This is a genomic window from Nonomuraea sp. GTA35, from assembly GCF_041950525.1.
Lineage (GTDB): Bacteria > Actinomycetota > Actinomycetes > Streptosporangiales > Streptosporangiaceae > Nonomuraea.
The window spans coordinates 89,347-109,486 of the sequence record NZ_JBGNUV010000013.1 but is presented as its reverse complement, the minus strand read 5'-3'; the positions used below and the strand labels follow the sequence as shown (position 1 = coordinate 109,486).

The 20,140-nt window shown below is 73.6% G+C and carries 16 protein-coding genes; 5 read left to right on the top strand and 11 right to left on the bottom strand.

The genetic code is table 11. The features are described 5' to 3' along the window. Window positions 1-25: 25 nt before the first annotated feature. Window positions 26-1,231 (bottom strand): sensor histidine kinase, encoded by a 1,206-nt coding sequence (locus tag ACBJ32_RS43335; RefSeq protein WP_375131766.1) that lies wholly within the window; start codon window positions 1,229-1,231, stop codon window positions 26-28. Continuing rightward, on the bottom strand, window positions 1,228-2,049 hold the full coding sequence (locus tag ACBJ32_RS43330) for a lysostaphin resistance A-like protein (RefSeq protein WP_375131764.1): 822 nt from the start codon (window positions 2,047-2,049) through the stop codon (window positions 1,228-1,230). Before ACBJ32_RS43330 ends, ACBJ32_RS43335 begins: the two co-directional genes overlap by 4 nt. 571 nt (window positions 2,050-2,620) lie before the next feature. Here ACBJ32_RS43330 and clpX point away from each other — a divergent pair. The 3 genes from clpX (at window position 2,621) to ACBJ32_RS43315 (ending at window position 6,019) form a co-directional block, all read left to right on the top strand. Continuing rightward, a complete protein-coding gene (clpX, locus tag ACBJ32_RS43325) occupies window positions 2,621-3,907 on the top strand; it encodes an ATP-dependent Clp protease ATP-binding subunit ClpX (protein WP_375131763.1) in 1,287 nt (428 codons plus the stop codon). 304 nt (window positions 3,908-4,211) lie between these two features. Continuing rightward, a complete protein-coding gene (locus ACBJ32_RS43320) occupies window positions 4,212-5,189 on the top strand; it encodes a Ppx/GppA phosphatase family protein (protein WP_375131762.1) in 978 nt (325 codons plus the stop codon). 173 nt (window positions 5,190-5,362) lie between these two features. Further along, window positions 5,363-6,019, top strand: coding sequence for a YqjF family protein (locus ACBJ32_RS43315; protein WP_375131761.1), 657 nt, complete (start codon window positions 5,363-5,365; stop codon window positions 6,017-6,019). Window positions 6,020-6,152: 133 nt separating this feature from the next. On the opposite strand, the gene ACBJ32_RS43310 is transcribed toward ACBJ32_RS43315, so the two are convergent. The 3 genes from ACBJ32_RS43310 to ACBJ32_RS43300 all read right to left on the bottom strand — a co-directional run bounded on the left by ACBJ32_RS43310 (window position 6,153) and on the right by ACBJ32_RS43300 (window position 8,416). Beyond that, entirely contained in the window at window positions 6,153-7,334 is a 1,182-nt protein-coding gene (locus ACBJ32_RS43310; protein WP_375131760.1) for a serine hydrolase domain-containing protein, read from the bottom strand. A 121-nt stretch (window positions 7,335-7,455) separates the two neighbouring features. Then, window positions 7,456-7,833, bottom strand: a complete 378-nt coding sequence (locus ACBJ32_RS43305) for a hypothetical protein (RefSeq protein ID WP_375131759.1) — start codon at window positions 7,831-7,833, stop codon at window positions 7,456-7,458. 124 nt (window positions 7,834-7,957) lie between these two features. Next, window positions 7,958-8,416: a MarR family winged helix-turn-helix transcriptional regulator gene (locus ACBJ32_RS43300; protein ID WP_375131758.1), complete on the bottom strand. Its 459-nt coding sequence runs from the start codon at window positions 8,414-8,416 to the stop codon at window positions 7,958-7,960. A gap of 66 nt (window positions 8,417-8,482) precedes the next feature. Between ACBJ32_RS43300 and ACBJ32_RS43295 the strand changes: the two genes are divergently transcribed. Continuing rightward, a complete protein-coding gene (locus ACBJ32_RS43295; RefSeq protein WP_375131757.1) occupies window positions 8,483-8,983 on the top strand; it encodes an SgcJ/EcaC family oxidoreductase in 501 nt (166 codons plus the stop codon). A 38-nt stretch (window positions 8,984-9,021) separates the two neighbouring features. Here the strand turns inward: ACBJ32_RS43295 and ACBJ32_RS43290 are convergent, their stop codons facing one another. Next, the gene (locus tag ACBJ32_RS43290; protein WP_375131756.1) at window positions 9,022-9,471 is read right to left on the bottom strand and encodes a winged helix-turn-helix transcriptional regulator; all 450 of its coding nucleotides are present in this window, start codon (window positions 9,469-9,471) and stop codon (window positions 9,022-9,024) included. Between the two features lie 66 nt (window positions 9,472-9,537). Between ACBJ32_RS43290 and ACBJ32_RS43285 the strand changes: the two genes are divergently transcribed. After that, a complete protein-coding gene (locus ACBJ32_RS43285) occupies window positions 9,538-10,020 on the top strand; it encodes a pyridoxamine 5'-phosphate oxidase family protein (RefSeq protein WP_375131755.1) in 483 nt (160 codons plus the stop codon). 2 nt (window positions 10,021-10,022) lie between these two features. Here ACBJ32_RS43285 and ACBJ32_RS43280 read toward each other — a convergent pair whose 3' ends face one another. The 5 genes from ACBJ32_RS43280 to ACBJ32_RS43260 are packed head-to-tail and all read right to left on the bottom strand — an operon-like array spanning window position 10,023 to window position 20,137. Continuing rightward, the gene (locus ACBJ32_RS43280) at window positions 10,023-12,110 is read right to left on the bottom strand and encodes a hypothetical protein (protein WP_375131754.1); all 2,088 of its coding nucleotides are present in this window, start codon (window positions 12,108-12,110) and stop codon (window positions 10,023-10,025) included. Continuing rightward, window positions 12,107-13,225, bottom strand: coding sequence for a VWA domain-containing protein (locus ACBJ32_RS43275; RefSeq protein ID WP_375131753.1), 1,119 nt, complete (start codon window positions 13,223-13,225; stop codon window positions 12,107-12,109). Before ACBJ32_RS43275 ends, ACBJ32_RS43280 begins: the two co-directional genes overlap by 4 nt. After that, entirely contained in the window at window positions 13,222-15,585 is a 2,364-nt protein-coding gene (locus ACBJ32_RS43270; RefSeq protein ID WP_375131752.1) for a DUF5682 family protein, read from the bottom strand. Before ACBJ32_RS43270 ends, ACBJ32_RS43275 begins: the two co-directional genes overlap by 4 nt. Window positions 15,586-15,587: 2 nt before the next feature. Continuing rightward, window positions 15,588-16,667 carry an AAA family ATPase gene (locus tag ACBJ32_RS43265; RefSeq protein ID WP_375131751.1) on the bottom strand — a complete coding sequence of 360 codons (1,080 nt, stop codon included), beginning with the start codon at window positions 16,665-16,667 and terminating at the stop codon, window positions 15,588-15,590. After that, window positions 16,664-20,137, bottom strand: coding sequence for a DUF4132 domain-containing protein (locus ACBJ32_RS43260; protein WP_375131750.1), 3,474 nt, complete (start codon window positions 20,135-20,137; stop codon window positions 16,664-16,666). The genes ACBJ32_RS43265 and ACBJ32_RS43260 overlap by 4 nt, the downstream gene beginning before the upstream one ends. Window positions 20,138-20,140 lie beyond the last annotated feature (3 nt).

Below are 20,140 nucleotides of genomic sequence, written 5' to 3'. Positions count from 1 at the left end.
ACGCGGCCCCGGCCGGACCGGCGCGTCACGCCGGGCTCCCCGCGGGGACGCGGGCCTTCACGAGGAAGCCGCCGCCCTCCTGCCGGTCGGCGCTGAACTCGCCGCCGAGGGCCTCGACCCGCTCGCGGAGCCCGGCCAGGCCTCGCCCGCTCCCGCCGGGAGAGGCGGCCCGGGATCCCGGGCCGTCGGTGCTGACCGCCACGCTGATCTCCTTCCGGCCGTAGCGCACGTGAACCACGGTGCGGCTGCCGTGGGCGTGTTTGAGGGCATTCGTCAGGGCTTCCTGCACGACCCTATAGGTGACGAACTCGGCGCTGCCCGCCGTTTCCGCGCGGTCGCCCTCCTCGGCGAGCTCCACCGGCTGCCCGGCCTGGCGCGTCCGCTCCACGAGCGCGTGCAGGTCGCCGGCGGACGGAGTCCTGCCGTCGGTGTCGTGACCGGGGTTGAGCAGGTCCAGCATGTGCCGCAGGTCGGTGATGGCCCGGCGGCCGGTGTCGGTGACGGCGCTCAGGGCCGCGTCGAGGCGGTCCGGCACGGCGGTCAGGTAGCGGGCGGCCTCGGCCTGGACGACCATCGCCGTCACGTGGTGGGTCACGACGTCGTGCAGCTCGCGGGCGATGCGGGTGCGCTCGGCGGCGCGGGTGGCCTCGGCGAGGTGGCGGCGGCGTTCGGCCTCGGCGGCCCGGCTGGAGCGCAGCCAGACGCCGATGCCCCAGGCGAGGGCCAGCGCCAGGTAGAACACCACGTACCCTTCCGGCCGCTCGGTCGCGCCCAGCCGGTTGAGCACGACCGCCAGCGGCACGTACGCCGCGGAGAGCACGGCCACGGCGACGCGCCGGCCGCGCTCCAGATGGGCGCCCGCGCTGATGAGCGCGATGGGCATCGCGTTGCTCGCCAGCACGTGGTACGCGCGGATCTGGTCGAGGACGAAGCCGAGCGACACCAGGACGAGGCAGACGGCCGGCCACCGCCGGCGCACCGCGAGCGGGAGGGTCTGCAGGGCGATCGCCAGGATCGCCAGCTCGTCGAAGGGGCGGGCCGGCAGGTCGCCGACCTGCGTCCCCTTGCCGTGGAGCGCCGGGAGCAGCGACACGGCGGCCAGCAGCAGCCCGAACGGCAGGTCCCGGACCGTGACGTCGCACCGCTGCCACAGCTCCGTGGCGCGCCGGAGGTCGATCGTCGGGAGGGCGTAGCGGGCACGCCGCTCCGCAACTCGCCTGAGGCCGGTCACCGGGAGAGCGTAGCGGTCGCGCGGCGCCGGAGCGGGACCAGATTGCCGCGCCGGCGGGCCAGCCACAGGAACACGGCCGTCAGCAGCAGGCCGAACACCACCGCGTACGGGCTCGCCTCCGGCCCGAACTCGCCACCGGTGAGCAGGGCCGGGCCCGACGTCACACCGTTCAGCAGCCCCTCCGACGCGCCGCTGCCCGAGACCTCGGTGGCGAAGATGCCGGCCGCGGCGAAGTTCCAGCCGAAGTGCAGGCCGATCGGCAGCCACAGGGTGCGGGTGGCGGCGTACGCGGCGGCGAGCATGCCGCCGGCCTCGATCGCGATGGCGATCGCGCCCCACAGGGTGGCGTGCGCGTTGAACAGGTGCATCAGGCCGAACAGCACCCCCGTCAGCACCAGCGCGAGCGACGTGCCGATACGCTCCTCGACGATCCTGAACAGGATGCCGCGGAAGAGGACCTCCTCCGTCACGGCGGCGGCGGCCATGAACCCGACCATCGCCACCGCGCCGGTCACCGACCCCATGCCGTCGACCCGGTAGCCCCCCACGAAGGCGATGTTCAGGATGACGGCGGCGAACATCCCGGCACCGATCAGCATCCCGCGGCCGGTGGCGGCGACGGCGCCCGCCACGGCCACCTCGTCCGGCGCGCGGCGCTCGGACCAGCGCACGGTCCGGGCGTACACGAACAGCGCGAGCGCGGCCGTCGCGACGCCGAGGACCAGGGTGAGGTACGGATTTCCCCCCACCGCCTGCACGGCCGCGCCACCGGCGGCGGCGACCAGCGCCGCGGGCACGAGTTGCTTCAACAGACGCATGACGACTCCCCTTGCGGCCTCCCGCGGCCGGTGCGCCGCGGTCACGCCGAGAACGCTAGGGATCCGGCGGCCTGGAATCGTCACCGCCCGGTGGACAGTCGCGGGTAGCTCTCACGGGGGACAGACACCCTGCGACCGCCCCGGCCCGGCGCCGAGTGCGGCACAGCGGGCGCGGCACGGCGGGCGCGGGGAATCCACTCGCGCACCCGGCTGAATGGCCGAATTCGACCTCCCGGTCGGCCGTGGCATAAAGCGAACCCGCCGGCGTCAACTCTTTCCGAGCCGAAATTCCCGGGTCCCGGCCGGCCATTTACGGCGGGCCCGTCCGCCACCGTGATCGTCCGCCCGCGCAGCCTGTCGCGGGCGCGCCCCGGACGTGTACGCTGTGGAGCGAAAAACGCAGAAGTCCTCGTTCGTCCGCCCGGGATCCTCGCCCCGAGCGGAAGGTCAAGGCAAGCGGATGTCCACCGCCATCACACCTTGACCTGCGAATGTCTCTCTGCCCCCCGAACCCGTCACGGTGGGTGGTGTTCTGGCCGGGCAAAAAGGCCCCGGCGAAGGAGCGATGGAAATGGCGCGCCTCGGTGATCGTGCGGATCAGCTCAAGTGCTCGTTCTGCGACAAGAGCCAGCGGCAGGTCAGAAGGCTCATCGCCGGCCCCGGCGTCTACATCTGCCAGGAGTGCATCGAGATCTGCAACGAGATCATCGAGGAGGAAACCGAGGAGACCTCCGAGGTCAGGCGCGACGATCTGCCCAAGCCGCACGAGATCTACGCGTTCCTCGACGCGCACGTCGTCGGCCAGGAGAAGGCCAAGAAGACGCTCTCGGTCACCGTCTACAACCACTACAAGCGCATCTTCTCCGGCAACACCGGCTCGCGCGGCGACGACGTCGAGCTCGCGAAGTCCAACATCCTGCTGCTCGGGCCGTCGGGATCGGGCAAGACGCTCCTGGCGCAGACCCTCGCCAAGCTGCTCGACCTGCCGTTCGCGATCGCCGACGCGACGGCGCTCACCGAGGCCGGCTACGTCGGCGAGGACGTCGAGAACATCCTGCTCAAGCTCATCCAGGCCGCCGGCCACGACGTACGCAAGGCCGAGACCGGCATCGTCTACATCGACGAGATCGACAAGATCGCCCGCAAGAGCGAGAACCCCTCGATCACCAGGGACGTGTCGGGCGAGGGCGTCCAGCAGGCGCTGCTGCGGATCCTGGAGGGCACCACCGCGTCGGTGCCGCCGCAGGGCGGGCGCAAGCATCCGCAGCAGGAGTTCATCCAGATCGACACCACCAACGTCCTGTTCATCTGCGGGGGCGCCTTCGCGGGCCTGGAGCAGCTCGTCGAGCAGCGCGCCGGGCACAGGAGGACGGGCTTCGGCTCGGTGCTGCGCCCGGCGGGCGAGCAGCCAGGCGGCGGCTCGCTGGCGGCGCTCATGCCGGAGGACCTGGTCAAGTACGGGATGATCCCGGAGTTCGTCGGGCGCCTGCCGGTCATCACGACGGTGCACGACCTCGATCGCGCGGCCCTCATCCGGATCCTGACCGAGCCCAGGAACGCGCTCGTCAAGCAGTACGCGCGGCTGTTCGAGCTGGACGGCGTGGACCTCGGGTTCACCCGCGACGCGCTGGAGGCGATCGCGGAGCTGGCGCTGCTGCGCGGCACCGGAGCGCGCGGGCTGCGGGCCATCATGGAGGAGGTGCTGCTGCCGGTGATGTACGACGTGCCCAGCCGCACCGACGTGACCCGCGTGCTGATCACCGAGGACGCGGTGCTGCAGGGCGTCAACCCGAGCCTGATCCCCCTCGGGCGCGCCGCCATGGCCAGGAATCGCGGCCCCCAGGAGCAGTCGGCGTAACTACCGGCGGGCGTAACTACCGGCGAGCGTAACTGCCGGGCGGGCGTAACTGCCCGGGCGGGCGTAACTGCCCGGGCGGGCGTGGCGCCACAGCGGGAATGGCCGCGGCGGCGTAATGCCCGCCGAGGCGGGGCGCTGCTTTACTGCGCACTCTTAACACCGGCAATAGCATGCCGAAACCCGCCGAGGGCCCACCGGACAATCCCATTGACGGCCGCGAGTGAACACGCTCGTTAACCGGAGAAATTCGTTCCGGACGGGCTCGCGAAGATTGTTCGCGTCATTGCCGGGTATTCGCCTGACCATGCGACTCGGCGTTCTCGACATCGGCTCCAATGCCGCCCATTTACGTATCGCCGACCTCACGGCGGGTTATCCGCCGCAACCGGTGGCCACGCTGAAACGCCAGATCCGCCTGGCCGAGGCGATCAGCCGGGACGGGATCATCGGGCGGGCGGGGATCGACCGGCTGACCGAGGCCGTCAGGGAGGCGGCCGCCGTCGCGGCCCAGCACCGGGTGCACGAGCTGGTGCCGTACGCCACCTCGGCCGTCCGGGACGCCGCCAACCGCGACGCGATCCTGACGGAGATCCGGGCCACCTCGGGGGTCCGCGTCGGCTACCTGGACGCCGAGCAGGAGGCCCGGCTGACCTTCCTGGCGGCCCGGCACTGGTTCGGCTGGTCGGCGGGGCCGATCCTGCTGGCCGACATCGGCGGCGGCTCCATGGAGCTCGCCTACGGCAGCGGCGAGACCCCTGACCTGGCGCTCTCCCTCCCTCTGGGCGCCGGGCGGCTGACCCGCCACCACCTGCCGGACCCCGAGCGGGTGAAGCGGAAGCACCGCAAGCGGCTGCGCGCGCACGTGGAAGCGGTGCTCGCCAGGGATGTCGGCGACATCTCCGCCAGGCACCGCATCGGCCAGGCCACCGCGGTCGCGACGTCCAGGACGTTCGCCCAGCTCGCCCGCCTGTGCGGGGCGCCGAAGGCGAAGGCGGGACCCCATGTCGTCCGCGAGCTCCACCGTGTCGACCTGGGCGGGGCCATCGAGCTCCTGGCCGCCAGGACGCCCGCGGAGCGCGCACAGCTCCCGGGCGTCTCGGCCGCCCGCGCCCGCCAGATCCTCGCCGGCGCCGTCGTCGCCGACGCCACCATGGCGGCCCTGAACCTGGCGGTGGTGCGCATCTGCCCCTGGGCACTGCGCGAAGGCATCCTGCTGGACCGGCTGCACCACTCGGCGGGCCATGCCCGGCACCTGTACGCGATCCAGGGCGAGAGCGCCTGACCGGGGTCACGCGAACGACTCCAGGAAGGGATCGTCCGCACCTGCCCTGCCACGGCTGACGGACACGGACGAACTCCCTGATTGCCCGCGTCGCCGGCGGGCAGAAGTGCGGGATGCGAGCTCCACCGTCACCCCGTGTCGCCTTGCCCGTGATGTACCACCGGTGGTCGCGCATGACCTTCGTCCATTGGCGCTACCGGCCGGAGCAGGTGCAGGCGCTGCTCCCGGCCCAGCTCCGGGTCGAGACCTTCGACGGGGCGGCGTGGGTCGGGCTCACCTGCTTCCTCATGCGGGACGTGCGGGTGCCGGGCGTTCCGGCGCTGCCGTGGCTGTCCACGTTCCCGGAGACGAACGTGCGGACGTACGTGCGCGATGCCCGCGGCCGTACCGGGATCTGGTTCTTCTCCCTCGATGCGGGGCTCCTGCCCGCCGCGCTCGGCGGGCGAGGCGGTTACTGGCTGCCCTACTTCTGGTCCGACATGTCGGTCGACGCCGAGAACGGCCGTACCCGGTACAGGTGCCGCCGGCGCCTGCCCGGGCCGGTCGGCGCGCGGTGTGACGTGGACGCGGAGATCGGCGTGCCGCTGGTGGAGCGCGAGCGCGACGAGCTGGCGCACTTCCTGACCGCCCGGTTCCGGCTGTTCACCCTCGTGGCCGGCCGGCTCGCCGCCGCCCGGGTGGAGCATCCGCCGTGGCCCCTGCACCACGCCCACCTGAACGGCATCGACCAGAGCCTGGTGCAGGCCGCGGGGCTACCCGCCCCCGAGGGGCAGCCCGTCCTGCACGCCTCTCCCGGGGTGCGGACGCGGATCGGGATGTGGCGCTGGTGACGGGCGGCCGAGGAGGCGGGGACGCCAGGCGCGCGCCAGCACCGCCTCCTCGGTAGCGCCTCAAGTGCGCCTGCACCGCCGCGCCCGTGACAGCGCTACAAGCGTGCACCTGCGCCGCCCCCGTGACAGCGCTTCAGGCGTGCGCCTGCGCCGCCTCCTTGACGGCCTCGAGCAGGCGTGCCGCCCGCGTGTCCGGTACGCCGTCCCGGATGCGGTTCATCACGTAGCCGAACGCGAGCCCGCTCTGCGGGTCGGCGAAGCCGAGGGAGCCGCCGAGACCGCCGAATCCGAAGGCCGTGGGCGAGTACCAGAACGCGTCCGGGGTGGGCAGGCCGAAACCGGTGCCGATGCGGACGGGCACGCGCAGGATGCGGTCGAGGCCCGCGACCTGTTCCGCGGTCGCGGCGGCCAGGGTCGCGGGGGTGAGGACGCGGTGCCCGTTCACCTCCCCGATGAGGGCGGCGTAGAAGGCGGCCAGGGCGCGCGCCGTGCAGATGCCGTTGGTGGCGGGCATCTCGGCGGCCTGTGCCCTGGGGTCGTTGTGGTCCAGCCCGGGCTGGACGACCGTCATCGCGCGGACGGTCAGCGAGGCCGGGTCGGCGTAGGCGGCCATCACGTCCCGCATCGGCTCGGGGACGGCGGCCAGGTCGATGGCGGAGGGTTCGAAGCCGCCCGGGTCGGTGACGATGCGGCTGACCCGGTGGTGCTCCCGCTCGGGCAGGCCGATCCACAGGTCCAGGCCGAGCGGCCGGGCGATCTCCTCGGCGAGGAACGTGCCGAGGCTGCGACCGCAGACCCGGCGGACCACCTCGCCGACGAGCCACCCGTAGGTCTGCGCGTGGTAACCGTGCTCCGCGCCCGGTTCCCAGAACGGCCGCTGGGCCGCCAGCGCGTCCACCACGGGATCCCAGGCGATCGCCTCGGCCGGGGTGACCGGGTGGTCGAGGGCGGGCAGGCCGGCCTGGTGGGTGAGCAGCCACCGCACCGGGATCCGTTCCTTGCCGTTGGCCGCGAACTCGGGCCAGTAGCGGGCCACGGGCGCGTCGAGGTCGAGCGCGCCCCGCTGGGCCAGCAGCAACGCGCACGCCGCCGTCACCGCCTTGGTGGTGGAGTAGACGACCTGCAAGGTGTCGCGCTCCCACGGGCGGCCCGTTCCCGGGTCGGCGAGCCCGCCCCACAGATCGACGACCTTCCGTCCGCGCAGGTAGACGCTGACCGCCGCGCCGACCTCCGCCCCGGAGGCCAGGTTGGCCGCGAACGCCTCGCGCACCGCCTCGAACCCCGGCGCCGTCTCCCCGCCCACCTCAGGGCTCATCCCTGGGCCCGCCTCTGGGCCCGCGCCCGAGCCCACTTCTGCGCCCATGCCTGGGCCCGCCTCTGGACCGTTGTCGAGCATGCGTCATCGCCTTCTGTTCGTGATGCGAAGAAAGCGGGCGTCAGCGGCGGAACTTCTCGATGAGCCAGGCGTACAGCTCGGTCTCGCTCATCTCGGGGAACTCCGCCTGGAACGTGGCCAGCGCGCGCAGCGCCTCGTCCCGGTCGAGGCCGCGTGCCATCGCCGCCTTGAGGTACTCCTGGCGCACGGCGGTGGGACGGCCGCCGCCGGCCCCGCGCCCCGGCAGGCCCGCACGCCATCCTACGATCTCCTGCACCCGATCGGGCCGCCAGCCGGGAGCCCCGTCCACCTCGACGTCCGGCTCGGGGAACGGGTGCTCGGAGCCGCCGGGGTAACGCGTGCGCCACTTGTGCACCGCGTGCCGGCTCACTCCCAGGGCCTCGGCCACACCGAGGACACCGAGATAGCGCTCGGTCATGGGCGCACCAGCTCGTCCTTCCGGCCTCCTTCGCGGATCTCCAGTAGTACCACGCCCGGCACCTCACCCTTCGAGGCGCCGAAAACATTGTCTCTATAAGAGACGATGTTTTCAACCCTCCGGCTCAAGACAGGGTCCTGACGCGGGCGGCCTGCTCCTCCTGGACCCTGCGGGCCGTACGCAGGAAGTCGAGGATGACCGCCAGCGCGTCCGCCCCGTACGCCCGCAGCGCCTCGGCGCCCGCCCGGCCGACGGGGACGAAGATCTCGGCCTCGGCCGAGCGGGCGGCGTCGGTCGCGGCGACCAGGACCCGGCGGCGGTTGCCCGGATCGGGGGAACGGGACACCATGCCCGCCCGCTCCAGCCGATCGATGACCGTGGTGGTGGCCGCCGGGCTCAGCTTCAGCGCGGCGCTGATCCGGCCCGCGGCCACCGGCCCTTCGCCCAGCACCACGTCAAGGCAGCGCAGGTCGGTGCGGTTGAGGCCGAGCCTGGCGGCGGCTGCCTCGTCGAAGGCGTCGAAGCTCTGCTGCAACTGCCGGAGCTCCATGGCGATCTCTCCGATGACACCACTTTTCGACATTCGAATCTTTCTGTTATCGTACATTTCGCTGCTCGAAACGACGATACCATCTTCGGAGGCACCGCCATGCGCTCGACCACCCTTACGCAGACCGCTGACACCGCTCAGATCGAGACGCTGTTCGCCGACTTCATGGCGGCCTGGACGGCGAACGACGCCGAGGCGTTCGGGGCTCTGTTCACCGACGACTCCGACTACGTCTCCTACGACGGCACCATCGCCCGCGGCCGGGCGCAGCACCAGCACAACCACGACAAGCTCTTCCGCGGCGTGCTGGCCGGCTCTGCCCTGATCGGCGACCTGGAGTCGGTCCGCTACCTCACGCCGGACGTGGCCGTCGTGTACGGCACGGCCTCCGTCCTGATGCCGTGGCGATCCACGCTCCCCAAGCGGCGGCTGTCGCGGCAGACCATCGTGGTGGTGCGCACGGAGGCCGGCTGGAAGATCGGCGCCATCCACAACGGCCGCGTCCGGCCGGTCACCGTCCCCGAGCCCGACGCGTTCCCGTCGAAGATGTCCCAGCTCATGGCCCGGATCGCCCACCGGCTCGGCCTCGGCCGGCGCTGAGCCCACCGGCTCGGGTTCTGCCGACGCTGAGCCCAGCGTCACCGGGTGACGGCCTGGAGCTCCCGCTCCTGCTCCTCGGCCCGCTCGTCGTAGGCCGAGCGGGCCTCTGAGATCTCCTGCTGGTGCTCCTCCGTCCAGATCACCAGCGACTTGATCACCTCGTGCAGCGAGACGCCGAGCGCGGTCAGCTCGTACTCCACCCGGGGCGGCACCACCGGATAGACCGTCCGCCTCACCAGCCCGTCCCGCTCGAGCTGCCGCAGCGTGACCGTCAGCATCCGCTGGCTCACGCCGTCCACGGCCCGCCGCAGCTCGGTGAACCGCATCGTGCGCCGCTCCAGCAGCGCGATCACCAGCAGCGACCACTTGTCGGCGACGCGGTCGAGGATGTGCCGCACGTCGCAGTCCGCTCGCACGTCCCACTGCCTGGCCTCGTCGTCCTCGGTTCCCGTGCAGTAACCCGGTGCCTTTGAAGTGCCGTCTTCCATGGCTCCCCATGGTGACGCAAGACTCCTTTGTCACCAAAGAGAACCACGTAAAAGGGGGCAACCAGGATGACCGCCACGGTCACGTCCTTCGCCGAGATCGAGAGCGAGTTCAACGCGTTCGTCGGCACCACCGTGTACGCCACCATGGTCACCGTCGACGCGCGGAACCGCCCCCGCACCCGCATCCTCATCCCCGTCTGGGAGAGCGTGGACGGCCGCCCGCGCGGCTGGCTGGCCACCTACAGAACGCCCGTCAAGGCCGCCCACCTGGCCCGCAACCCGCACACCTCCTTCTCGTACTGGAAGCCGGGCAACAACTCGGTCGCCATCGAGGCCGAGGCCACCTGGGCCGAGGAGCCGGCCGTCAAGCGCCACGTCTGGGACCTCTACCGCGCCACCAGCCCGCGCGGGGCCGGCTACGACCTCGGCAACTTCTGGCGGTCGCCGGACGACCCCAAGCTCCACGTCCTGCGCCTGAACCCCTGGCGCATCCAGGTGATCCGCGGGACGGACCTGCGCAGCCGCATCTGGACCCCGCGCCAGGAATGACGTCAGTGCAGGTCCAGAGCGACCTCCAGGCGCAGGTACGCATCGACCCAGGCCCGCTCGGCCGCCTCCTCCGAGCCGTCCGCCCGCGCCGCCGCGAACGCCGTGACGGACTGCGCGGCCCGGCGCAGTCCCAGCACGGCCAACCGCTGCGCGGCGGCGGCGAGCCGTCCGCCGTAGGTGGGGGGCAGGTGCGACAGGCCGTGATGGGCCACCTCGGCGAGCAGCCCCCGCGTGTCGATCAGGACGGCGGCCAGCGGCTCGGGCCGCTCCTCCGCGGCGACCTCGAGCCTGCCGCTGCCGCCCGCGGGCTGCAGGTCGGGGACGATCACCCGGTCGCCGGCCGCCAGGCCGAGCGGTTCGACGACGAGGCCGCCCGCGGTGCGCCCCACCACGCCGCTGACGAACCGCGGCTCGCCCTCCTCCCCGGCGAGCACGGCTGCCAGCGAGTCGAGCCGCCCGGAGGCCGCGGCGGCGTGGGTGGCCGTGACGGTGGCCGTGCTGCCCGCCTGGTCGGTGATGACGGCGTCGAGCCGCTGGTCGCCGGGGGCGTACCGGACGGCCTCCACCCGGGCGACCGCGAGGACCCGCACCAGCTCCGCCTCGATCCGCGGGCGGACGGGCCGCAGCGGGAGGGCGTCGAGCTCGCGGCCGAGTGCCGCGTAGTCGGTGACCAGCAGGGACGGCGGCAGCCCGCCCCAGTCGCCCCGTGACGGGGTGACCGTCGTCCTGGAGATCCGCCCGGTGGCCAGCCGCACCGTACGGCTCGCGCTGCGCACGGCGGACTCCGTCACCAGGTTCCCCGTGGCCAGGGCGGCCAGCGTGGACGTGGCGATCCGCCGCCGTGCCAGCGCCGCCCCGTCGTCGTCGCCGTCCCATCGGCGGCGCAGGACCAGCACCATGGCGTTGTCGCCGTGAGCCAGGTAGACCTCGGCGATCCGCTGGTCACCCAGGCCGCGGACGCGGCAGCCGAGGCTCTCCAGCCGGGCCCGGCGCAGCGGGGTCTCGGCGGCCTCCGCGGTGCCGAGCACGCTGCCGCGCAGGGTGGCGTCCGGCCGGGTCACCGCGCGGTGCCGGGCGTGCAGCTCGGCGACGTGGCCGGCGAGCAGCTCGGGACGGTAGTGGGTGCTGCGGTCGCGGTAGGAGGCGAGCTGCTCGGCGAGGTCGCCCACGGCCAGCAACGGCCAGCGCAGCCCGGCCGCGTCCAGGTGGCGCTGCACGTCGGCGATGCCGGCTTCGAGGCCGTGGCCGAGATGCGCCGCGCCCTCGCGCAGGACGGTGCCGGCCAGCCCCAGCGCCCGTTCCAGCCCGGACCCGGCGCCCGGTGCCACCTGGCCGCCGACGTCGACCCGCGCCTCCGGCGCGCCGGGGTGCAGCTCGTCGGCCACCCGAAACGCCCACACCGCCAGCGCGATGACGTCGTCGCGGCTACCGGCGACGCTGTCGGTGTGCACGAACCCGAGATCGCCGGCCACCAGGAAACGCACGGTCGCGGTGGCCAGCTCGACCTGCGGCACCGGATCGGCGGAGCTCGCGCGGCGGACCCGCGCGGTGTACCCGGCCCGCTCCGCGCGGCGGGCGGCGGCCATCAGCCGGGCGCCGATCCTGGCGGTGAGCTCGTCATCGGTGACCTGCGCCGGCGACCAGGGCCCGGGCGCCGCCGGACCGCCCTCGACGGAGCCTGCAGGCGAACCGGCGGCGTCGGCGGAGCCCGCAGACGAACCGGCATCTGCGGAGCTCACGGACGGACCGGCCCCAGCCGAGCCCGCGGACGGGCCAGCCCCCGCGGAGCCCTCGGACGGGCCGGCGGCGGAGCCCGCGGGTGCGTCGGTGCCGGCGGGCCGGCGCTGGTAGGCGAGGATCACCGCGATGACGTGCCGGCAGACGCCGGTGGCGCCGCAGGTGCAGCGGGCCGCGTCCAGGCCACCGGGAGGCAGGCTCGCCGCCGGCCCGCCGGGGAAGTCACCGTGCACGGTGCCGTCAACGTCGGTACGCAGCTCCGGCACGGCCTCCTTGGCGGCCCGCTTGACCAGCCCGCGGTTGGTGAGCGCGGCGAGGGAGTCGGTCGAGAGCCCGAGCAGATCCGTCCTCATCGGCCCACGTACTCCGCCACGAAGGACGCCAGCTCGCCCGGCGTCATCGCCCCCACGTGCGCTCCGACGTCGGCCAGCCGCTGCGCCAGCTGCCGGTCGTAGGCGGGATTGGCCTGCTCGTCCAGGGCGGCCAGGCCCAGCACCTTGCTGCCCTGCCCCACCAGGTCGCGCACGATCCGTACCAGCCGGTTCGGATCACCGCCCTCGTAGAAGTCGGAGATCAGCACGACGATCGCCCGCCGCGGCTGATCCACCAGGCCCGCACCGTACGCCGCCGCGCGGGCGATGTCGGTGCCCCCGCCGAGCTGGACCTTCATCAGCAACTCCACGGGATCGTCCACGTCGGCCGTCAGGTCCACCACCTCCGTGTCGAACGCCACCAGGTGGGTGCGCACCCCGGGCAGCCCCCACAGGCAGGCCGCGGTGACCGCCGAGTGGATCACCGACTCGACCATCGACCCCGACTGGTCGACGAGCAGGATCACCTGCCACTGCTCCAGGTGGCGGCGGGTACGGGAGAAGAAGTACGGGGTCTCGATCACCACCTTGCCCGTTTCCGGCTGGTAGCGGCCAAGGTTGGCGCGCAGGGTCCTGACCATGTCGAAGTTGCGGGCCAGCCGGAACCTGCCGGCCCGCCGCGCCTTGGTGCCGGAGAACGCGCTGCGCACCTCCGTGGCCAGCTTGTCCATGAGCCGGCGGACGACCTCCTCGACGATCCGCCTGGCCAGCCGGAGCACCTGCGGGTTCATCAGGTGCTTGGTCCGCAGCACCGCCTTGAGCAGCGCCGGGTTGGGCTCGATGCGCGCCAGCACGGCGGGGTCGGTCACCACGTCGTGGATCTCGTAGCGCTCGACCGCATCACGTTGCAGGCGTTCCACGGTCTCCTTGGGGAACAGCCGGACGATGTCGTCGAGCCAGTCGAACGTGGTCAGCGCGGACGAGCCCGTGCCGCCCTGCCGCACGCCACGCCGGCGCAGGTCCTCGTCGCGGCCGTAGAGCCAGTCGAGGGCCGCGTCACGGGCGGCGGCCTGCCCGTCGAGCGGCGCGCCGCCGAGGCAGGCGCCGCCCGCCTCGCCGAGCAGCAGGCGCCACCGTTCAAGGGTGGGGTCGGTCATGATGCGATCAGTCCCTCCCGGCGCAGTGCCGTCTCGACCCGCTCGTCCAGTGCCATGCCGGCGGCCACCAGCTCGGGTGCCGCGTCCAGCCGCATCAGGTCCCAGCCTGAGCCTCCCCCTCCGCGCCGCTCGACCAGGCGGGTGGCGATGAGGTGCCGCTCGCGCGGCGGGAAGAAGCCGAACGCCTGGCGCAGCGCGGGCAGGGCCACCAGGAAGTCGTCGTCGGTCAGCGCTGCGACCAGCTCGTCGAGCAGCTCCAGCATGCCGTCGGTGTGCAGCACCTCCTCGCGCGCCAGCGCGAACAACCCGGCAAGCCAGTCCCCGGCCGTCGCCGGGACGAACGCGCCACGCACCGTTCTGGCCAGGTCACCGGCCACCGCCGGGGCGGGCGGGTTGCGCATGCCCCCGCCCGGGTCACCGGCATCCGGGCCGCCCACCGCCCCGCCACGAGCATCGGCATCCGTGCTCCCCACCGTCCCGGCGGGGTCGTCGGCGGCGGTGCCGCGCAGCGACCAGCCCAGGCCCAGCGACGCTCCCCGCAGGTCGGGCGGCGCCTCCTGGCAGGCGGCGAGCCGGTCCGCGACGCCCAGGGCGAGCTGCGGGTCCAGGCCGAGCGACGGGCCCGCGTGCCTCACTGCGTCGCGGACGGCGATCATGGCGTTGATGCGTGGCAGGTCGGCCGGGGCGGGCCCGCCGCGCACCCCCTCGGCCAGCCAGAGCGCCCGTTCGGTGGCGGCCCTGACGACCGTGCCCAGCATGGTGCTGCCGCTGGTGCGGAACAGGTCGTCGTGACGCCACATCGCCAGGGCGACGGTAAGGGTACGGCCCAGCGGCCCCAGATCGGCCGCCGCGCCGACGGCCAGGGCCATGTCGTCCAGCACCCGTCCGGCCAGCTCGCCGACCCCGCACAGCGCCGCGTCGAACAGGATGCCGGCCAGCAGGTCCAGGTCCGCGCCCGGAACGCGTTCCGCGAGGGCGGCGGCCGCCGCCTCCTGCGGGTCCACGCCATACGCACCGGCCTCGATCAGGGCGGGCAGCCGGTCCTCCGCCTCGGTCAGCACCCACCGCTCCACCAGCTCCGGGTCACCCCCGGGGCGGGGCCCCGAGGTGCGCTCCACGCCGGGGATGCCCAGCACCCGCAGCCGGTGCAGCAGCCGGCTGCGCTCGCGGCCGGCCTCCTCGCCGAGGTCGAGCCGTTCCTCGCCGGGATCGCCCAGCACCGCGAGAACGGCGTGGACCAGCGGCGGCAGCGGAGTCGAGCGATGCAGGCGGCCCACCCGGTCACCGCTGAGCGCCGCGATCATCTCCACGATCACCGGATGGCTGCCGGCCTGCAGTGGGCCGCGGGTCGCCCAGGGCAGCGGGGTCTCGATCGCCTCGCTGACCAGCGCGCTCGCCAGCCCGTCCAGCACGTCGACGCGGGCCGGATGCGGATGGCCGCGCATCAGCGCGATCCCGTCCGCGGTGGCGCGGGCGGCGATCAGGTCCGCGGTGGACACCGGCTGGCGGCGGGCGCGCAGCCGGGCCGTCACCGCCTCGGTGAGCCCGCGGGCGGCCGCGGCGGGGCCGGACTCCCACAGGCGCTGGTAGTAGGCCGGCGACGGCATGCCCGACTGGTAGCCGTCGAAGGCGTCCAGCCGCCGGAACGAGTACGGCACCAGGTAGCTGCCGACGGCCGCGCCCGCGGGCGGCTGCGGCACCTCCGGCCAGCTCCGGTCGCCCTGCTCGGCCAGCCGGATCAGCGCGGGCCGGTGGAAGCCGCCCGTGACCACGACCACCGGCCGGTCGCCGGCGTCCGCCGCGGCGGCCCGGATCCAGTGCGCCATGTACGCCTCGCGCGCCGCGTCGTCCGGGCCGGTCCGCGTGTCGCCGCGCACCAGGTCGAAGTAGGTGGCCAGCCGCTCGGCCAGCCCGCCGGCCGGCTCGAGCTCGAACAAGTGGTCCCACAACGCGTCCACGTTGTCCACCGAGAAGGTGCGGCACAGCTGCCGGGTCACCTCGTCGTAGCGGGCCTCGGCGTCGGCGTACCGGTTGCGGACGTCGGCCAGCGCCGGATGCCAGGCGGGCAGGTCGATGAAGCGCAGCTCGGCACCGACGTCCCGGCCGGTGGCCAGCGCCGTCCACTCCGGGGAGTAGTCGCACAGCGGCGTCCACGAACCGTGACGCCGTCCCGGATCCCGGTAGCTGCTGTAGACGGCGATCGGCAGCTCGTGGCCCAGCAGGAGCTCGTCCATCCTGTGGTTCATGTCGGCGGGGCCCTCGACCAGGACGTACGCCGGCCGTACGGAAGCGATGGTGTCGGCGACCAGCCGGGCGCAGGCCGGGCTGTGGTGCCGCACGCCGATGAACGTGACCGCCATCGTCAGCCCGGCAGCAGGTGGCGGGCCTCGTACAGGGCCTTCCACTGGTCGCCGTGCCGCCGCCGCTGCTCCAGGTACCTGCGCAGCTTGGCCAGGTCCTCCTGGTTGTCCTTGGCGGCCGTGCCGGCCAGGCAGGAGACCAGGTCGGCGGCCGTGCCTGGCTCGCCGCGCAGGAACCAGCCGCGCAGCCCGACGGCGTGCGCGACCGAGACGGCCTCGGCGGTGCTCATCACCCCCGACAGCCGGTCGGTGGCGTCGCCGCGCGCGGTCCGCCCCTCGCGCAGCTCCCGGAACGCGGTGACCAGCACCTCCAGCACGTCCCTGCGGGGCGGGGCGGCGACGCCCGAACGCTTCAGCAGCGCGGTGGCCTCCGCCTCCACCAGCATCAGCTCGGTCTCGAAGTCGGCGATCGGGAAGACGGTCTCGAAGTTGAAGCGGCGCTTGAGCGCGGCGCTCATCTCGTTGACGCCGCGGTCGCGGGTGTTGGCGGTGGCGATGACGGTGAACCCCTCCCTGGCGAACACCATCGACTCGGGGCCGGTCAGCTCCGGCACGGCGAGCACCCGGTCCGACAGCGGCGACAGCAGGCAGTCCTGCACCTCCAGCGGGCAGCGGGTGATCTCCTCGAAGCGCACCACCTTGCCCTCCGCCATGCCGCGCAGCAGCGGAGCGGCCACCAGCGACCGGGTGGACGGGCCCTCGGCGACCAGCAGCGCGTAGTTCCACGAGTACTTGATCTGGTCCTCGGTGGTGGCGGCCCCGCCCTGGATGGTCAGCGTCGAGGTGCCGCTCACCGCCGCGGCGAGCAGCTCCGACAGCAGCGACTTGGCCGTGCCGGGCTCGCCCACCAGCATCAGCCCGCGGTTGGTCGCCAGCGACACCAGGGACCGGTCGATGAGTGAAGGGTCGCCCACGAACTTGCGGCTGATGCCCAGCTTCTCGTCCCCGAGCACGAAGCGCCGGGCGGCCCGCAGGCTCAGCGCCCAGCCGGGCGGGCGGGCGTCGGTGTCGTCCTCCCGCAGCCGGGCCAGCTCGTCGGCGTAGCGGATCTCGGCCGGGGGCCGCTGCACGTGCTCGTTCATCGGGTGATCTCCCGCAGGTCCCGGATGATCTCGGAGGTGGTGATCGGGTCGAGGCCTTCGACGGAGACCCCCACCAGGCTCTGCTCCTCGGCGAAGTCGAGGTAGCCGATCGCGATGCCGGGTTCGAGGCCGATCGTGACGACCCTGCCGCCGGGCACGTCCCGCTCGATCCAGCCTTGGATGCCGGCGTCCTGCGGGTCGCCCCGCCGCCAGCCGCGCCGTTCCAGGCCGATCACCGCGCGGGTCGGGATCATGGCGGCCTCGATCTCGGCGAGCAGCGTCTCGTCCCGCTCGTACGTCTCCCTGCCGAGTTGCGGGAACGGCTGGAGGATCTCGTAGTCGGCGAACACCTCGGCCCAGGCGGTCAGCTCCTCCCCCAGCTCCAGCGGGTGCACCACCCCGACAGCGGCGTCGGCGGGCAAGGTCAGCGGATCGTCTGCGACGTCGGCGAAGCTGCGGTCCTCGGCCACGCGCAGCGCGCCCGTGAGCTCGCCGGAGGGGTCGTAGATGCCCCAGACCAGCCGCCGTACGATGTGCCAGAGCAGCGGGTGGCCGACGAGCAGCCGCCCGAACTCCTCGGCGCTCCAGCGGCGCCGGTTCACCATGGCCTGCTCCAGGCGGCGGATGTTGTCCGACGCCACGGCGCGCACGTCCTTCTTCAGCCCGGCGAACCGCTGGTAGGCGGCGGGCGCGAGCTCCGGGTCGTCGTTCGCGCCCGGCTTGGGCAGGTTCTTCAGCCGCTTGCCCGCGCCGTCGGCCACGTACGGCTTGAGCTGCTCGTCGAAGCCGACGACGAACTGCCTGCGGCCGTAGTCGAGGGTCATGCTGCCGTCGGCCGACAGCCCGAAGTCCGGCACCAGCCGGTCGGCCAGCTCCTGCGGCGTCAGCCCGAGCTCCGCCGCGACCTCGTCCATCTTCTGCCTGGCCCGGTTCTTCAGCCCGCTGAACTTGACCTTCTCCGCGATGCCGTGCAGGTGCATCAGCGCGACCTCGGAGCCGATGCTCGCCAGCAGGTCCAGCCCGGCGACCGCGCGCGTGTGCCCGCCCTCGCCGGGCCAGGTCCTGATCAGCGGTGTCAGCCGCCGGACGGTCTCGTCGTCGCCGAGCAGCGCCAGCGCGTCCATGATCCAGCTCTCCTTGGACGGGTAACCGGCCGCCTGCCAGCGCTGGAACAGCGCCCAGCTGAAGTCCGCGAGGCTGCGGCCATCACAGATCTCCTTGACCAGGGCGAGGCCCGCGTACGGGTGGCCTGGCCTGGAGATCGCCAGCATCGTCATCACGTGGCGGACCGCCTCGAGCGGCAGCGCGCCCGCCTCGCCACGCAGGTGGATCGGCGTGAGGACCGCGGCGTCCGCCCATTCGGGCAGCGCGGGCATCCTGGCGGGCAGCGCGTCGAGCGGGTCGGCCGAGAGCAGGCCGGCGATCGCGGCCTCGGCGTCGGGGCCGTAATGTGCGGCGGCCCGCAGCACGGTGTCGCGGTCACCGCCCGCGTTCATCGCCGCCAGCGCCTGCTCGGCCTGCCGCCTGGCCGCGCCGGGCTTGCGCAAGGCCGGCGGGATCAGCGCCCTGGCGGCCGCCTCCGGGTGGCGTGCCAGCCACCCCAGCGCGGTGGCGCGCACGGACTTCAGCCGCGACAGCCAATCGGCCATCAGCACGGCGATCTCGGGAGAGGCGAACGGGAGCAGCGCCGCGGCGGCCGTGGCCGGGCTGCGGCGGGCGGTGCCCAGCGCCAGAGGCAGGGCCGCCAGCTCGAACCTGGCGACCACCATCGGCAGCCAGTCGCCGGCGCCCCAGTGATCGGTGGGGTACCACTTGTCGAGCAGCGGCGCGGCCAGCTCCTCGGGACCGGCGACGAACAGGGCGCTGTCGTTCCAGTAGCGCCGTTCGCCGCCGTCGGCGATCCGGCGGGCGATGTCCTTCCAGCTCTGGTCGTAGGGCCGATCCCACCGGGCCTCGCCCGCCCCGGCGCGCCAGTTGTCCCGCTCGCCCGGCGCCCATGCCACGGCCGGCTCGTCGGCGCACTCCAGGCCGCTCACCACGACCGGCTTGCGGGCCTTGCGGGGGCGGGTCCAGGGCGGGCTGACCAGCACCTCGGGCAGGGCCTCCGGCGGGGCGGTGGCGACGGTCGCGGTGGCCACGATCTTGCCGATCCGCGCGGCGGCGGCCTCGTCCACGCTGTCCAGCACCTCCGCCACCAGATCGGGGTGGGCCAGCACGTGGCCGCGCAGCAGCGGGTCCACGGCCTTGCCGCTGGAGGCGGCCAGCAACCGCATCGCCCGGCGCGGGAAGCGGGCCGCCGCGCTCATGAAGGCCGGCTGGGTGTACTTCTCGTCGATCCGGTCGAGGAGCACCCGCATGGCCGCGTCGGACGGCAGCTCGGCGAGCATGCCCAGCGCCCGCCGCTCGGCATCCGCGCCGTAGGCGTCGCCGAGCCATCGGGCCAGCACCGGCACGGCCGCCGCGACGCCCATGCCGTCGACGAGCGTGGCGGGCAGGGCCAGCGAGTGCAGCACCAAGTAGCTGTGCACGTGGTCCACGATGAGCTCCGCCTGCTCCGGCGTGCTGATCGCGGCGACCAGGCCATCGGCGAGACGCACGTTGACGTTGCTCACCTCGGCGCAGTCAGCCGTGACCCAGTCGACCTCGGTCGGCGTCAGGTAGGAGGCCGCCACCCGGTGGTGCAGCCCGCCTTCCCTGCTCACCGCCAGCGCCGCGACGGCCTCGGCGTACTCGGCGTCCGGCGCGGCCGCGAGGGCGGCGCGGATCCGCGTGCCGAACGGCGGCCGTCTCCAGCCGTACCTGTAGTGGGGGACGTGACCGGCGGCCAGCCGCTGGACTCCCCAGACGCGCTCGTCGATCACGTTGTCCAGCGAGGCGGCCTCGGCCGCGGCGACCGCCGCGAACGCCAGGCCGTGCTCGGCCAGCCACGCCTCGGGGAACAGGAGCGCCAGCTCCGGGTCGTCGCCCTGCAGGGACGTGACCACCACCGCGGCCCCCAGCGGCGTGGGCTCCCCCGCCAGGTACGCCGCGCCCGCGGCGGCCAGCTCGGGGTCGCGGCACTTCGCCAGGGCGTCGAGGATCCTCTGCCGGCCCGCGTCCAGTCTCGCGGCGATCTTGCCCGACGCGCCCGCGTCCGGCTGCTTCACCGTGACCTTCGCCCCGCCCCGCCGCGGATGAAGCGCGCGCAGCCAGGCGGCCGGCATCGTCAGCCGATCCTCGTCCTCGGCGGCGCCGGTCGCCTCCGGGGCGGCGACCGTCTCGTCCTCGGTGTAGCCCTTGCGTAACTTCTCCGCCACCAGCTTGCCGGCCGCCGCCGTGGCGGCCTGCGCGGAGTCGAACGACTTGACCTGCGTCTGGCCGTACGCTCCGACCTTCCCGTACCGGATGGTGAGCTCCGTGCCGTCCTGCCGCACCTGCCAGAACTTCGCCGAACCGCCGCCGGCGAAGGTCAGCGTCCTGTCTGCGCTCATGCC